13 protein-coding genes are annotated in these 15,853 nt (G+C 45.8%); 7 read left to right on the top strand and 6 right to left on the bottom strand.

Annotated features, from left to right (window positions below; all coding sequences use genetic code 11):
* Positions 1–46: 46 nt before the first annotated feature.
* Positions 47–805, top strand: coding sequence for an ABC transporter ATP-binding protein (locus ACR1R9_RS00215; protein WP_433921953.1), 759 nt, complete (start codon positions 47–49; stop codon positions 803–805).
* Between the two features lie 3 nt (positions 806–808).
* Positions 809–3,211 carry an ABC transporter permease gene (locus ACR1R9_RS00210; protein ID WP_433921954.1) on the top strand — a complete coding sequence of 801 codons (2,403 nt, stop codon included), beginning with the start codon at positions 809–811 and terminating at the stop codon, positions 3,209–3,211.
* A gap of 56 nt (positions 3,212–3,267) precedes the next feature.
* Here the strand turns inward: ACR1R9_RS00210 and ACR1R9_RS00205 are convergent, their stop codons facing one another.
* From ACR1R9_RS00205 to ACR1R9_RS00185, 5 genes are all read right to left on the bottom strand, one after another.
* Complete coding sequence (locus ACR1R9_RS00205) at positions 3,268–4,470, bottom strand: Ger(x)C family spore germination protein (RefSeq protein WP_433921955.1); 1,203 nt, start codon at positions 4,468–4,470, stop codon at positions 3,268–3,270.
* The gene (locus ACR1R9_RS00200) at positions 4,467–5,564 is read right to left on the bottom strand and encodes a spore germination protein (RefSeq protein ID WP_433921956.1); all 1,098 of its coding nucleotides are present in this window, start codon (positions 5,562–5,564) and stop codon (positions 4,467–4,469) included. The genes ACR1R9_RS00205 and ACR1R9_RS00200 overlap by 4 nt, the downstream gene beginning before the upstream one ends.
* 27 nt (positions 5,565–5,591) lie before the next feature.
* Positions 5,592–7,286: a spore germination protein gene (locus ACR1R9_RS00195; RefSeq protein ID WP_099858522.1), complete on the bottom strand. Its 1,695-nt coding sequence runs from the start codon at positions 7,284–7,286 to the stop codon at positions 5,592–5,594.
* Positions 7,287–7,434: 148 nt separating this feature from the next.
* The gene (locus ACR1R9_RS00190) at positions 7,435–8,355 is read right to left on the bottom strand and encodes a methyl-accepting chemotaxis protein (RefSeq protein WP_326067302.1); all 921 of its coding nucleotides are present in this window, start codon (positions 8,353–8,355) and stop codon (positions 7,435–7,437) included.
* Between the two features lie 334 nt (positions 8,356–8,689).
* On the bottom strand, positions 8,690–9,523 hold the full coding sequence (locus ACR1R9_RS00185; RefSeq protein WP_433921957.1) for a MurR/RpiR family transcriptional regulator: 834 nt from the start codon (positions 9,521–9,523) through the stop codon (positions 8,690–8,692).
* Between the two features lie 204 nt (positions 9,524–9,727).
* Between ACR1R9_RS00185 and ACR1R9_RS00180 the strand changes: the two genes are divergently transcribed.
* The 4 genes from ACR1R9_RS00180 (at position 9,728) to ACR1R9_RS00165 (ending at position 14,140) form a co-directional block, all read left to right on the top strand.
* Entirely contained in the window at positions 9,728–10,615 is an 888-nt protein-coding gene (locus ACR1R9_RS00180) for a cell division protein FtsQ (protein ID WP_076291167.1), read from the top strand.
* Complete coding sequence (locus ACR1R9_RS00175) at positions 10,608–12,494, top strand: ABC transporter ATP-binding protein (RefSeq protein WP_433921958.1); 1,887 nt, start codon at positions 10,608–10,610, stop codon at positions 12,492–12,494. Before ACR1R9_RS00180 ends, ACR1R9_RS00175 begins: the two co-directional genes overlap by 8 nt.
* Positions 12,469–13,296 carry an energy-coupling factor transporter transmembrane component T family protein gene (locus ACR1R9_RS00170; RefSeq protein WP_076291166.1) on the top strand — a complete coding sequence of 276 codons (828 nt, stop codon included), beginning with the start codon at positions 12,469–12,471 and terminating at the stop codon, positions 13,294–13,296. Before ACR1R9_RS00175 ends, ACR1R9_RS00170 begins: the two co-directional genes overlap by 26 nt.
* A gap of 64 nt (positions 13,297–13,360) precedes the next feature.
* The gene (locus ACR1R9_RS00165; protein WP_175381715.1) at positions 13,361–14,140 is read left to right on the top strand and encodes a PHP domain-containing protein; all 780 of its coding nucleotides are present in this window, start codon (positions 13,361–13,363) and stop codon (positions 14,138–14,140) included.
* A gap of 90 nt (positions 14,141–14,230) precedes the next feature.
* Here ACR1R9_RS00165 and ACR1R9_RS00160 read toward each other — a convergent pair whose 3' ends face one another.
* Positions 14,231–14,674, bottom strand: a complete 444-nt coding sequence (locus tag ACR1R9_RS00160; protein WP_433921959.1) for a VOC family protein — start codon at positions 14,672–14,674, stop codon at positions 14,231–14,233.
* Between the two features lie 88 nt (positions 14,675–14,762).
* Between ACR1R9_RS00160 and ACR1R9_RS00155 the strand changes: the two genes are divergently transcribed.
* Positions 14,763–15,767 (top strand): helix-turn-helix transcriptional regulator, encoded by a 1,005-nt coding sequence (locus ACR1R9_RS00155; RefSeq protein ID WP_326067296.1) that lies wholly within the window; start codon positions 14,763–14,765, stop codon positions 15,765–15,767.
* The last annotated feature ends 86 nt before the right edge of the window (positions 15,768–15,853 follow it).

Below are 15,853 nucleotides of genomic sequence, written 5' to 3'. Positions count from 1 at the left end.
CCCTCCTTTAGAATGAACCCTATATTACAATCGGGAGTGATCATACGTGGCGAAAAAAACCATCATTCGTGCACAGAATCTGTGCAAAACGTACAATACAGGCAGTGAACAATATCATGCCATTCGCAACGTCGATCTTGATATTTATGAAGGGGACTTCACAGTCATCATGGGCAATTCCGGCTCAGGCAAATCAACGCTACTCTATCTGATGAGCGGGCTTGACCATGTGACCACCGGCGAAGTCTATTTTCGGGATCAACGTATTGACGCCTATAGTGAACGGGAAATGTCCGACTTCCGTATTCGCAGGATCGGATATATTTATCAGAGCATCAACCTGGTCCCCGACCTTTCCATCAAAGAAAATATCGCTTTGCCGGGGTACATTGCCGGAACTAAGAAAAACGAAGTACAAACAAGAACCGCTCAACTCATGAATGCCATGGATATTGACGGTCAGCGCAATCGACTTCCTTCTCAAACTTCGGGAGGACAGCAGCAAAGGGCCGCCATTGCACGTGCTCTAATTAATTCTCCGGATATTCTCTTTGCCGATGAACCAACTGGAAGCTTGAATTATGAGCATGGCAAAGCCGTGTTGGATATCCTGACGGATATCAACCGAAAAGGACAATCCGTTGTCATGGTTACACATGATATCAAGGCAGCCTGTCGGGCAGACCGGCTTATTTTCATCCGGGATGGTAAGGTTGGCGGCATTATGGAGTTTGAGAAATATGACGAACATCAGATCCAGGATCGGGAATCGATGGTCTTTGCGTTTGTGTCGGGGAAGGAGTAATTTATGGCTGCTATGTTGAAACTGAGCCTCTCCTACCTGAGCAGAAGTAAAATCCAAAACCTATTTATCGCTCTGCTGATTCTTCTTTCTACACTCCTTGTATCTACGGCAGTCATCATCCTGACCAACACAGGCAATCAATTTAAAGATATGCATGATCAAACCAATGGATCTCATCAGATTCTGACGTTTGAGAAAGGGTTGAATGATCCCAACGAAACACATCAATGGTGGGCTGCTCAGGGAGGAATCGAAGTATCTCCATTGCTGACCTATCGCACATTATCAGGCATCGCCTTTAAGGATACGGATATTCCCAACGTATATCTTTACATGCTTAACACCCCTCCACCCCCATGGGGTGTGGATGAACTCATTTTTTCAAACGGAACTTCAAAAGCTATTCCTGAGCGAGGTACGGTCTGGATTCCCACTTCATTGGCTAATGCCTACAATATCTCGGCAGGAGATACGATAGGCTTCAAGACAGGTTCCAGCACACTCGATCTGAAGGTATCTGGCATTGTGGTCGATGTGCCATATGGAGCCCCCTTCACCAACACAGCACGCGTATGGATGAATCCCACAGATTATCAAACGGATTTCGATTCAATCGCGGGTAAAGACAATTATATGATGGGTATCCATTTCAACGATTACAGCACCAATTCAAGCTATTGGGAACGTTATGCGAGCGAGATGAGAACTCCTTTCCTGGAAACCAAGATGGAATTCGAGAGCATCTCCTCTTTCTATCTAATCATCAATCAGATTATTGGATTCATCATGATATTCCTAGGTACTGTTATGCTTGTAATCGCCCTTATTACTATCGGATTCACGATTTCGGATGCCATTCTGGCCAACTATAAAACGATCGGTATTCTCAAGTCACTGGGCCTCACTTCAAGCAGAACCATAGGTACATATGTTATCCAGTACTCCTTTCTATCCGTTGTTGCCATTCTCCCAGGCCTCGCACTGAGCGTGGTGGTATCGAAATTTATCATTAATATCTCCGTGTCTTCCCTTCAGGTAGGCAATCGTCATATTGCGATTAACGGAATTAGTGAAACCATGTTAGTAGGTGTGTGCCTGTTTGCACTGGTAATATTATTCGTCATTCTGTATGCCAAAAAAACACGCAGCATTCAGCCGGTGCTGGCCATCCGCTATGGAATGTCAGAGACGGATCATGCTCGCTTGGCAAACCGAATAAATTCGCCACTAGGTAACTGGATTGGTTTTGCCCAATTGCCTGTAGCCGTGGTCATCGGAATCCGCAATTTGATCAAGAACACCAAAAGTTCTGTATTGATGCTACTGCTGACTACGATGGCTTCATCCGTACTGGTGCTGGGGTATGTTCTATTGACCAGCATCACTGGAATTTATCAGACTGCCGCTCAATGGGGTTATGACAATGCCAATATCGCAGCTGTTGTTGTTAACAAAAATACATTTCCCCAGGCTGAGTTGAAGCAAGTATTAGGAAAAGACTCGAGGATTAGAACTGTGGGTTGGCAAGGAAACATTACCGGAGTAGTTAGTCCAGAGTCTACATCAGAAATGCAGGGCCAATCCACCAGCCTATATCTGAGTGTACTCGACGGAAGTTATCAGGAGCTTGGGTTTGAGACGCTAAAAGGAGATAATCCTCGTCAAGCGAATGAAGTTGCCATTGGTGTAAGTGTCGCTAAGACATTAAATAAAGGACTCGGTGACCTCATAGACCTTTACATTGAGGGAGAAAAACGCACTTTCATCATCACCGGAATCTATCAAGCGATCTCCAACATGTCCGTATCAGGTCGGATTACCATTGATGCCATGAGAACGGTGAACCCGTCTTACGGTGATTTCGATGCCATTTTCATCAATTTAATACATCCAGCTCAAGCAGATGTGGTTGCAGGGGAATTAAATGAGCAATTCAAAGCTTCCGCTTCAGTCGTAACCCAAAAAACACTGCTCGATTCGGTCTATGCAGAAGCCGCTGACATCCTCGTCTATCCCATGAGCTTAATTGGGTTATTGTTTATCCTTGCTACATTCATCATTATTTTCAGTACCTGCCGGATCAGTATCCGCAAAGAAAGCAGAACGTACGGAATCTACAAATCCATTGGCGTGACATCTCGTCGTATTCGATTGTCGGTTGCTTTGGGAATTACGATTTTGTCCGCTATTGGAGCGGTACTGGGTACCGTAGTAGGTGTGTATGTACTACCTATGCTACTTGAGACGGTTCTCTCTAGATATGGCATTGTACATCTTCCACTTATTTTAAATTGGGGAGGCATTATTCTGTTCGCTTTCCTAAGCATTGGCGCAGCAGCTCTTGGCTCCTGGTTATCATCCAGAGATATTCGTGAAGCATCCCCTCGTATGTTGGTTATTGAATAACGTAGGCAAAAGAATAGCATTCCAAGAGGGGGAATTCGGACTTCCCCCTCATTTTTTTAATCCGTCGATGAACCGGAATCTTTAATATTCAACTTCACATCATATGTCACAGGAATTTGACTAAACGTTTCATCCCAATTTTCTTTGACTTTTTTCCACACCTTCGGATGTTTGATCCGTAACTGCTCTCCGAATCCGGCCACTTCCACCCGATAGGTGTTCTGCATTTTGCTCATAACTTGATGTATTTGTTCTTTTATTGTATCAGCAAACTTTACCTCCAATTCCTGAATGTACTTGTCTGTTGAAGGGATTTCTGGAGAACTCCAATCTTCCATGAGTTGGCCCTCTGATTCAATCTTTACATGAAAAGAAATGTTATCACCTTGGATTATTGGAGTAATCTTACTCTTGGTAGACTTGATTTCATAAGTCACCGTATGCCCATTAGGTGGAGCGTACGATTTCACAGCTCCTTCTTGGGCCTCCCCTGTGATCCAGGACAATCCTTCAAGCTCAATCTGGTTAAAAGAGCCGATCCATTTTTTCGTTTCTCCTTTATAGATCTCTGCCCCAGAAAATTTATGTTCCCCCTCAGCTGTAATGACATTCTGCAGCAAAAAGCTTGCTCCTGATTGCATTTTCCCGTCAAGTTTCGCGAGAGATACAGGAGGGAGGATTTTATTGGAACGGTACGAGTTAGCCACCACTCCCTTTAAATAAAAGGCCGGGATTTCCCCAGGTTCTAAGGAGCTAAGTGCTTCGAAGGCTGTTCCATGACTCACCAGAACAAGGGAACTGGGACGGATATCATTATCTCGCAAAATAAAATCAAGTAGCTGCTCCAGGCTATATTTTTTGGTCAACTCATGGGAAACAACAATAACTTTTAAATGATGACCAATGAGCGGACGGTCTCTTCTTAGAGCAAACTGACGAAAGACTTGAAACAGAGAATCTCCAGTTAACCTTTCATTCAAAAAAGCTTGTCCCTCGGAAGCACCGGTACTTTTTTGAGTTTCCTGTTTGGGTGCAATCCGTGGAACAATCTGTACGGTAGTTGTAAAATTGTTGTTTTTGGGATAATGACCTCCTTGTGCATTAATACTCTTTTCAAATTTCGACTCTTCAGCCACGTCCAGTCCCAGACCCACATACACACTTAGATCTTCGATCTCTTTACTACTCCAACACCCTGATGTAAACACTAGCAGCAACAACGTGAACAAAATAGTAAATTGCCTTCTGAACCTGCTCAATTGTACTTTCCTCCTTTTTTTCGGATCATACTCAAAAGAAGAAGCAAAAGTGGTACAACACCAAACAAATATATGGAAACATATCCGACAGCATCGCCTAGCTTAAACGTGTCGTTCGCATTCTCTGGTAGCATAGCAATGATATAAATAATGGGAAGCAAAATGAGCATCCATGACAGCTGCTTTTTCTTAAACAATTGCGAACATCCTAGAGAAGCAGCATAATGGGTAATGGTAAAAGTTGAGAAAATCTGCATAATCCAGATTACAAGCAATAAGGATTCAAAACGTTCAAAGACCAAACCTTCGATTTCAAAGCTGCGCATCAAGTCCAGGGTTGGCCATGTTCTTGTTTTCATACCTTCAATGGATAAGCTGCCAATGACCATCACCAAGGTGATAAAGTAGATGCCCATAGGAATAAGGATTCCCCAGACCATGGCCTTCTTTCCCTTTTCCGGATTTCTCATAAAAGCCATTACTACAAACATGATTTCATAACCTGTATACGCTAAAGTTGTAGGCTTAAGTCCCTTAATAACAGGCATAATCCCCTCTCCCAGCACAGGTCTCAAATTATTAATTTCAAACAGATCGCTGCTCAGAAAAATGGCCAGCACAAAAAGAATTAGCGTAATGGGCAAAATGATCTCATACAAGCGAGCCATGGAGTTGACACCTCCCGAGATCAGATAAAAACCGATCCACATAAACACCATGACAATGGCCCATGCCGGTGTTCCCTCCAATAAATATAAACCGGTGACATCAGCCATCACCCTGATTTCAAAGGCAGAGATCGTAAGGAAATATGCGATGATTATTACTCCCAAGATATAAGCAAACCACTTTCCCGTAATTTCTTCAGTGAATTGGAAAACGGTCTTTCCTGGAAATCGTCGGCACAGGGTTACGAGGATTATACCCATTAACATAACTAACAGACCGGACAATATTATTGAAATCCATACGTCAGGCGTACCTGCAGCCGTCACCGTGGTGCGAGGAAGTGTGAGGATCCCTGCACCCAACATGTAATTGATGATAAAGGCTGCAGCTTGAACTGTCGTCAGTTGGTCTTGTTTACGATTCATGGTTCACCTCCTGAATATCCGATATGCCTACTTTTTGCGATCAGGGTCTTTTGGATGCATCATACTTGGACGCTTCTTCATCATTCCTAAAGGTGCTCGAATAAAGAAATCTTTCCAATCCGACAGGCTGTAAGGCACAGCCGGAGTGACATAAGGTACTCCAAAGCTCTTTAACCGAACGAGATGACTACAGAGCAACAAGAAAAACATGACTACCCCAAACAATCCATAAATCGCCGCACTGAACATTCCTACAAAGCGCAATATACGAAGTGTTATTCCGGCACTATATGTAGGGATGGAGAACGAAGAAATCGCAGTGACTGCCACCACAATAACCAGAAACGGGCTGACAATTCCGGCCTGTACTGCGGCATCCCCAATAATTAGACCACCTACGATACCCATAGCTGGTCCAATTGGCTTTGGTAGACGAATGCCTGCTTCCCGCAAAATTTCAATCGAGGTTTCCATAATCAGCGCCTCAATAACAGATGGGAAAGGCACACCTTGTCTAGTTTGAATAATGGTTAAAGCTAGCTTGGTCGGAATAAGACCCGGATGGAATGAGATAAACGAGATATACAAAGCAGGTCCTAGCAGTGCAATCGTAGCCGCCAAGAAACGAAGCATACGCAGAAACGTCCCCGGAATCCAGCGCTCGTAATAATCTTCGGGAGATTGAAGCAGCATGCTAAAGGTCGATGGCACTATTAATGCAAAGGGTGTCCCGTCCAGTAAAATAGCTACACGCCCCTCTAACAACCCACTGACTACACGGTCGGGCCTCTCTGTATTCTGAATCTGTTGAAAAGGACTCAATTCATCATCTTCAATCAGTTGTTCCACATAACCGGATTCAAGCATGATATCCATGTCCAGGTTCTGGACTCGTTTTTCCACCTCAGTGACCAGATCGGCATTGGCAATATCTGCGATGTACGCAATAACCAGATCCCTCTTAACCCTGGCTCCCACCTGATGTTTGATCATGAACAACTCATTGTTACCTCCGAATTGCCGCAATATTCCGGTATTATCACTTAACCGCTCGGTAAAACCGATTCTTGGCCCGCGAAGCAGTGCCTCAGATACCGGCTCTTCAAGGCTACGACTTTTCCCCTTGGCTGAGCCAACAAGAAGAGCACTGGCCACTCCTTCAACAAATAGAGCATTTTTGCCGTTAAGAACCGCTTGCGCCGCTTGTTGCAGAGTCTCCGCTTCCTGAAGTTCACCAACAGGCAAAAGACTACTTTTTACGTAAGCCTTGAGCTCATATTCATCTTTCGGTTCTTCAAATATAGTCCGCTCTGTATCGGGAACCCCCCTAATCATAAGGGGCGTGAAGATGTGAGTATCTAAACGATCATGATCAACTAACCCTTCCACGAAGATGACAGCTGCGGGTGTATTCGTTCCTCTTATCATAAACTCTCGTATACGTACATCTGAGTTCTGGCCAAACGTTGCTTTTACACTAATCAGATCCTTAGCATAGTCCCCGGTCAGCCTTATATTTGCGTAATTTCCAGTCTCTTCGTCCGAAGAAGAATTGGTTGATGCATCCTGATTTTGTTGATCTTTATTTGAAAAGGTCCCTTTTTTTAAGGATGATCGCAACCACTGATACCCTTTCATGTACAATATCGGTATCAAAAATAATAAAAAGGCCTGTCCCCACATCGGCCACTCCGGCAAATAAGCAAGTATTTTCGACCACATCCGGTTTCACCCCATTATCTAGACTTTCTTGGTAACATTGAGTATTGTTTCCCTGATTGCTCACAATAATTCCCGTTTTTTAGAACAACAAAAAAGCAGATGCCACTACTGGCACCCGCTTCCCTAATGGGGTATGGATTTACCTTGTCTAAACGATTTTGGTTACGTGCTGCGCCTTTTCATCCAGTAGGTGTGCAGACGCCGCAATGGTTGTAAAATCATTCAGCGCTACCTCGATCTGCTGCTGACTTCGCTCCACGTATCCCTCAACCTTCTGTGTTCCGCCAGAGATGTTCGTAATCTCTTTCGTTATCCCATTCACACTATCCCGAATCTCATTAATGGAATTTTCGACCATAGCCGATAGTTTGCGTACTTCCTTTGCTACAACATCGAACCCGCGCCCATATTCGCCCGCATGTGCCGCTTCAATCGCAGCATTCAGGGCCAACAGCTGAGTCTGCGACGCAATTTCGCGGATCGTTTTAACAACTCCCTGAATAGAACGAGCCTGTTCTTGCAAATGACTCAGTGTCGCTCGGTTGTGGGCAGAAACTTCAGATATATATGTGATACTGGACATCAGCTCACGGCTTCGCTCAATGCCGATATCAGCATGTTCGTTCAGATCATGTGACATCGTCTTCAGTTCGTTAACTACAGCTGAAATATTATTTTGACGGTTTGTGATGTTGGTAGCTATTTTGGACACACCCAGAATATTCTGATTCAACTCATCATAGACAGGCATATATGTCGCCTCAAGCCATACGGGATTTCCCTTTGCATCCTTGCGTTCAACCTTGTCCTGGAAGCTGGTGCCGTTAAATATACTGCTCCAAAACGCGCTATAGTCGGGGCTCTTCGCGAATTCGTCAAAGCAAAATTGCTCATGCTGCATGCCGTACATCTCTGCTACGGTATAGCCCATCGTCTGGGCAAAGACTTCATTTACATACGTAACCCGGCGATCCATATCGAATCGAATGATAGCCAGACTTTTCTCCATCGCCTTAATGACCAATGCATCGGTGACAACATCTTTATTTTCTACATCTACTATAGGCAAAGCGATCCCCACTCCCTGACTCTTCCCATGATTAAACCGTTCTCATTTTGGCAGTTCCTGTTGTATCGCAATTATGTATTCAACTGAATAGAGACGACTCTATTATTGTATACTCCAATTGCAGTCAATTGGATCACTCCCAAATCAATTTATAACAATTCGGTTACGGTTTGCCTTTTTATACCCAATAAACTAACTGTCTAAACATTATATTTCATAAACAAATGCTAACACAAAAAGGGACGGTTTAACCGCCCCTAATTATGGTATAACCTTCCATACCTTTGATGTTATCTGTAGTCATCACTGTATATTACGCTACTATTTTCATCCATCAACCTCGCGGCAATTTGTCAGCGTACCGACTCCGCAAATCAGCCAGCCGTTCCAGCTTGGACAGCGCCTGCTCCTTCTGATTCAATCCCACCGCCAGCACCAGCTGCTCCATTAACAGGAGCGGAGTAACCATGGAATGAAATTCGCCAAGTTCCCCTCTGCTGACATAAAAAGATAACTCCGTCGCCAATCCATATAACAAGTCTTCCCGATCTGTTACAAGTACGGCTTTGCTGCCCGTGTCTCTGGCATAATCCAGAATGACTTCTGCTTCAGGCAAGAGTCTTGTAAAACACATCAGCAGCACAACATCCTCCCGCTGCATGTGCATCAGTGATTCCAATAATTCATGACCACCTCCGGCGAGATGGATGACCGTCAATCCGAATCGGGATAGCCGAAAGGACAATAATTCCGCTAAACCAGCGGAGGGCCCTGGAGCATATACGTATACTCTTCGTGCTTCAGCAAGGATGGATGCTGCGTGCTCCAGATCCCCCTGCTTCATATGGGACAACGTCTCCTGCAAATGGCTAACAGAGGCCTCCAGTAACTGAACAGGAAGGCTATCCGTATCCATGCGGGATATGGTTTTATTTAATTTGAGGGCAGGTGTAGTGTCTTCGGATGTACGAAGCCGGATTTTGAACGCTTTGGCATTATCATATCCAACCGCCCGCCAGAAACGGGATACGGTCGCAATACTGACCCCCAGCCTGTCGGCAATCTCCTGTTCCGTCATGAACAGAATCTCTTCCGGATTCCGCTCAACAAAATCAGCAATTTTCAGATGGCCTGGCGATAGCTGTTCTTTATGAGTAAACAAATTCATTCCGTATGCACTCCTTTTCTCGCTCTGCACTCAGTATATCAGTTGAGAGAATAAGAAGTGGGTTATGTATGTAATATTTTTTTCATTAATTTCAGATTGTGTAATAAAAATTACATTTGATTTACAAATGTCTTCTCTCCCGTTAATACTCTGCCCCTAGACTGTGGCTATGATGATCACCAACTTTCAGGGAGGTATGTAACGATGAAGAAGATGACTGAGCGTTATACGCTGACGTCTTCACAGAAAATGATGGTGTTTGTGCTTTCCATGTCACTGTACGGCTTGTCCAACATGTTCACAGAGCTTATTCCCAAGCTCCAGCTTGGACCGATTGAATTGTCTGTTGAGTACTTTGCCTTCATTCCGCTGACACTTTGCATTTTGTTCCACCCCATGATAGCTGCACTTGGTGCGGCTCTTGGCGAAGTGATCTTCGGTGAGCTGATGCTGGGGCAATTTGGCGGACTGGGCGAGCTGGAGAAATTCATTACCTTTGCCTTTGCCATGTATGTCGCAGGACGTATGGTCAGTGATCCTCGCAATCGCAGACAGGTCGGAATTGCAGCCATGACAGGTGTCATCATTCATCAGTTCCTCAGTTCACTGGTGGATATCGGTAAAGTGTGGATTGGTGTAGAGCAGCTGGATGCCGTCCCTGGACTTGCGGAAAGTGTTGTGCTGATCGAAGGGGTTGGCTTTCTGAATGACGTACTGTTCTCAGGCATCCTGTTCGCTTTGCTGCCTACGCTGTATCTCGTCCCACTGCTCTATGGCAAAATTGAACCACTGCTCGGCATCAAACCTCGTAATCCAGGGATGAAATATGAAGGTATCGGCTTCTTCCGTCCGAAACTGATCCTGATTGGTGTGCTGCTGCTTGCACTTGCCTTTGGTGCGGAATCTCTATCCGAAATGGATATCAACTTCGCTGTTTGGGAGACGGACTATGCAGATCAATATGGTTCGGCTTCAATATGGATTAGTATCGGAGCTGCTGCATTGGTTGCCGTGGTGACATTACTGATCATGCGCGCTAAACGGAGCAAAAATAAAACGGTACCCGGTTCGGAGAATCGCCCTTATGCATAATGAAATGTCCACATCAGCTTCTGTTCCCGCATCGGATTCTGCCATTTCCATTCAAAATGTCATCTTTACGTATCCTGGCTCGGAAGAGCCTGTACTGAATGGAGCTTCGCTCGAACTCCCACGAGGTAGTTTTACAGCCATTATCGGGAGCAACGGTTGCGGCAAATCCACCCTCTGCAAGTTGTTTAATGGCCTTATTCCTCAATTCTACACAGGGGACTTCTCCGGTGAAGTTCATGTACTCGGCATGCCTGCCGAAGGCCGAAGTGTTGCAGACCTGTCCAGAAAGATTGGTTACGTCTATCAGGATTTCGACAACCAGCTCGTACGACCCACCGTCTTGGACGAGGCTTGCTTTGCACCACTCAATTACGGACTGCCCAACTATCGGGAGCTCGGTGAACGCGCACTTGCCATGTGTGGTCTGGATGCCATTCATAACCGATACATCTGGGAATTGAGTGGTGGGCAGAAACATCTGCTCGCTCTGGCCGGAGCTCTGTCGCTCGACCCGGATATCCTGATCGTGGATGAACCTGTCTCACAGCTTGACCCGCAGCATGCAAGACTTATCTATGAGTGCCTTTCGAAATTGAATACGGAATATGGCAAGACGATTATCGTCATCGAACACCATACTGAATTTATCGCCAACTTTTGCGCGGATGTGGTACTGATGGACAAAGGCAGAGTCTTGTGGAATCTTCCCGTCAAGGAAGGTTTGAATCGCATTACCGATCTGGAGCGGCTTGGCATTCAGCCTCCTGAGGTGACACGGGCAGCTGTTCAGGCTGCGGAATTATCGCAGGGAGAAAGAACAAATGCGGCCCCCTCAAGTTCAGGACAACGCTTCCCAATTACTGTGGAAGAAGCAAAGGTTTATTTTGCCGAGCACTACCCATCCATGCCATTCGGTTCTTTGCAAAATGAACCTTCATCCTATTCAAACTTGGCACACGACGTTCCCAATCAGATGGTGAATTCCGAGCGCCTAACGATTGCTTCTACTGCTGAACCGTTGATTCCTATCGTTCAGTTTCATCAAACCCGACTACGTTACAGAGGACTGGGCAAAAAAGAACATGAAGTCATTCGTGGTGTTAATATTTCACTCCATGAAGGAGAACGGATTGCCTTGATTGGCAATAATGGTGCCGGCAAATCCTCCTTACTGAAGATGATGGCTGGCATTAGCCTACCTCAGGAAGGCAGTGTCAGTGTTCTGGGCGAAGTTACGCACCGTTCCTCTTTGGAGCAGCTGGCGGGGAAAGTCGCCTATATTTTTCAGAACTCTTCCGAAATGTTTATCGAGGACAGTGTCCGCAAAGAAGTCGCGTATTTCCTGAAGAACCGTCGCATCCCGGATGCTGACCAGCAAATTGCACATGTACTGGAGCGTTTCCGGCTTACTCCGCTGCAAGAGCGGGATGCCCGGCTTCTCAGTGGTGGACAACAGCGGCGTGTCACACTTGCCATCGGTGCAGCCATGAAGCCTTCACTTATGCTGCTGGATGAGCCTACCGCTAATCTGGACCTTGCCACTCGCGAGGAACTGATAGGTGTGCTGGATGAGCTGGATCAGCATGTGCGAACAACCGTCATTGCCACGCATGACATGCAGTTGGTTACCCAGTGGGCAAGTCGCGTTATCGTGCTTCACAATGGTCAGGTGGAAGCAGACGGCACACCTGCCGACGTGTTTGCAGATGAATCCCTTCTGCGCCGCTCCGGACTTGCGCTTACACAGATCATGGAGCTCTCCCACCGTATGGGACTGCCTACACTTTCATCAACAACCGAGGCTTTTGTTGATAGCCTGTTGAATCAATCACTCACCAAGGAGGATATGTATCATGCAGCTTGTCCGCAACTGGTTTGACAAAATATCCATTGAACGCATTCAGCTTGAGCTGATGAATACTGTATATGGCAGCGGACATGCCAGCCTGTCGCGGATTGATCCCCGTGCCATGCTGATCTGGTATCTCTTTTTTGCCATCGTTCCCTGGTTTGTTCATAACGGGACTGTGCTGCTTGGCATGTTTCTATTGATGGTGACGACCACCATACTGTCCAGAGCCGCTCCCTTTATCATTATCATTCTCTGCCTGGGGTTGATCGGTCAGGTCGGGTGGATGTTTATCATCTCACTGTTCTTCGGGGGCAATCTGGAATCTGCATTCCCCCTGCTGCTGCTCACCTTGAAGCTGTCCATCGTCTCGCTAGCGAGTATCACCGTCTTTTCCGGCATGGACCCAGAACGGATTGGTGATGGGTTGCTTGCGCTAGGCATGCCTGCTACGTTCTCTTTCAGCCTCTCTTATGCTTATCGCATATTGCCAGTGCTGTTCGGTGAATTCCGCAACATCATGCTGTCCTACAGACTGCGGGGTCAGGTTCCTTCCCGGCACGGATGGCTCTACTGGCGACTCGTTGTCTACTATATGAAGCTGTTCATTGTGTCTTTCTTCCCGCTAATGCTGGCTACCGCCAAACGTTCCCGCACAACGGTGGAAGCACTGGAGACACGCGGTTTTTCGTACGGCATGAAGCATCCCGAATCCAAACGCCTGAAGCTCGCCCATCTGAAAATCACCTCACGTGACCTCGGATTTCTCGCCGGATCGGCAATCTATGTTGCACTGCTGTTTTGGGTCGGCGGGTATTACGAGATTCTGTAATTCAAAATAAAATGCTGTAACTATTCATACCATTAACCATTCATGGAATAAAGGAGTGTCTTCTATGCGCATTGATCTTCATACTCACGGAAAATTATCCAAAAACTCTGATTTCTCGGTTGATTACTTCACCGAAATGGTCAACGAAGCCAAGGCCAGCGGGCTCGAAGCCCTCGCACTCACTGAACATTTTAACACCCGTAACTTCTACGAAGTCTATGAGACGCTGGATCGTCTCTATCCATACAACGGAGAGTACTACGAGGCAGATGGACTGCGCATTTTTCCCGGCATGGAAGTGGATATTCAGGAGACAGGACATATTTTGCTGGTGGGTCAAAAAGAACATATCCTTGCCGTCCGCAGCGGCCTGGAACCATATACAGCCAAAAATTCATTCATTCCTTTTGCCGAGTTGCTGAATATGGCCGAAGCCTGGCCTTTGCTCAAAATTGGCGCACACCCTTTCCGCGAGTCCACCCCACTGTATCAGTTGGACCGTGATTTGTTGGGACGTTTGGATGCTTTTGATCTGAACGCCAAGGATATGTACCAATACGGCATCGAGACGTGCCGCGGGCAGGTTGAACCATTCGCCCAGTCCCTCGGTAAACCCGTCACTGCCGGAAGCGATACCCACCAGTGTCTGCAATACGGTAGTGTATTCAATGTGCTGGATCGTCCATGTGCATCGGTTGCCGAGCTCAAAGAGCAGATTCTCGCCGGTTCATACAGCATCGAAATATCCAACGATCTTCCTCTCCGTGTCAAAGCCTCCGTTATGCTGAAGAAAGTGATGAAACGTCTTGCCAAGCTGGACGCTACCCGTTTGCAGAAAGTTTAGGGAGTAGAAAACCACAACTTCTAAAGAATTCAAAATGAGCCCAAAGGATATTTATCCTTCAGGCTCATGACGGATTCATTTTTACTGTTATTAAAAATCATGCACCGTCACACAGAGCTGAATCGCAATTCCGAACGGATCACGTACAATCCCATAGCCTGGGCTAAATTCATTTTGTTCGTAAGGCACGAGCACTTTCACGTCCTCATGTTGTACAAGAGAGGTATACAGCTGATCCATCGTACTTTTATCCTTGGATTGAATACATAGCGATGTACTGTTTCCCAGCTGCCAAGGGCGACTCGTATCCATTTCTTCCTCAGCAATCATCAATTTGTTTACCCCGATCTGGAGTACCGAATGTGTAATATATTCATCCTGGCCTTCAGGATACTCAAACCCCGGATTCATTTCCTTCATCTCTTTGTAATTCTTCTTGAATAACACATTAGCCCCCAGGTACTTCTCATAAAAAGCAATGGCTGCCGCAGCATCACCATTCATCGACAGAAACGGGATCACTTCAAAATTCATCTGTATTGCCTCCTTCGTTTGATTGGATTACACTGTTTACTATAACGAAAAAAGGTGCCAATCTATGACACCATTGAGAGGTTTTTTTATGAAAAAATCGGAACGAATGAACCAGATGCTGCGCTTTATAAATCAAAAACAACACTTCACCCTGCAAGATCTCATGCAGGAGTTTCAGATATCCAAGAGAACTGCATTACGAGACATCGCGTCATTGGAGGAAATCGGTGCTCCCATTTATGTCGAATATGGACGTTATGGCGGGTATCGTTTGCTTCAGCAGATGCAGCTGCCCCCCATTTCGTTTAATACGAGTGAGCTTCATGCACTCTACTTTGCGATGCAGGCATTACGCAGCTTTACCAACCTGCCCTTTCAGATCTCTTTTCGTTCCATTCACGAGAAGTTTCTAAGTGCCCTATCCGAAAACCAGAGACAGGATATTGAACAAATCCAGCATCGGGTCTCTTTTCGACACACCGAGCAAATCCGGGATAGTGAGCATTTGGAATTTCTATTAATGGCCGCTGTTCAGAATATAGTGATACAGATTACGTATCAACATATTCGCAGCAGTAGTATTAACCCAGATAACAGCTCAAATCCCGTTAAAACTAAGCCCAGCATACGCACCATTCAGCCCATCGCCCTCTATGCCATGAAAGGCTACTGGTATTGCCAGGCGTATGATCTTGATAAACAGGCCTACCGTGTGTTCAGATGTGACCGAATCACCTCGTCTGAGGTGACAGACATCGAACCTATACCACATATTAATGAACTCAATCTACAGGATACCCACTCGTTATGGAAACCATCAGAGAGCGCTATCCCATTTAAATGTCTGATCAATGAAGCCGGGATTGAGCTGTTCCAGCAAGAACAGTTTCCATCCATGCGGATTATTAACGAATCTGGAACTGATACTGGACAAACTGGATACTCCTATTTAGTCGGGTCGTATGAAGACCATGAGCTTGAGTTCATCATTCGTTATCTCGCAAGCTTCGGCAAGTCCATTAAGATCTTGGAGCCAGATCACCTAAAGGAATCCTTACGACAGCACTATCTGGATTTGCTCGACCACATTTAACTACCGCCAACAACTAACCATTTGCAATGTGTGCCCGCAACAGGAACCAGCATGTAGATGATACCTCCAGAGACCTCTTTGCACAT

The sequence above is a fragment of the Paenibacillus taichungensis genome, from assembly GCF_050994985.1.
In the GTDB taxonomy this organism is placed as follows: domain Bacteria; phylum Bacillota; class Bacilli; order Paenibacillales; family Paenibacillaceae; genus Paenibacillus; species Paenibacillus taichungensis.
This window is presented reverse-complemented; position numbering and strand designations above follow the sequence as displayed.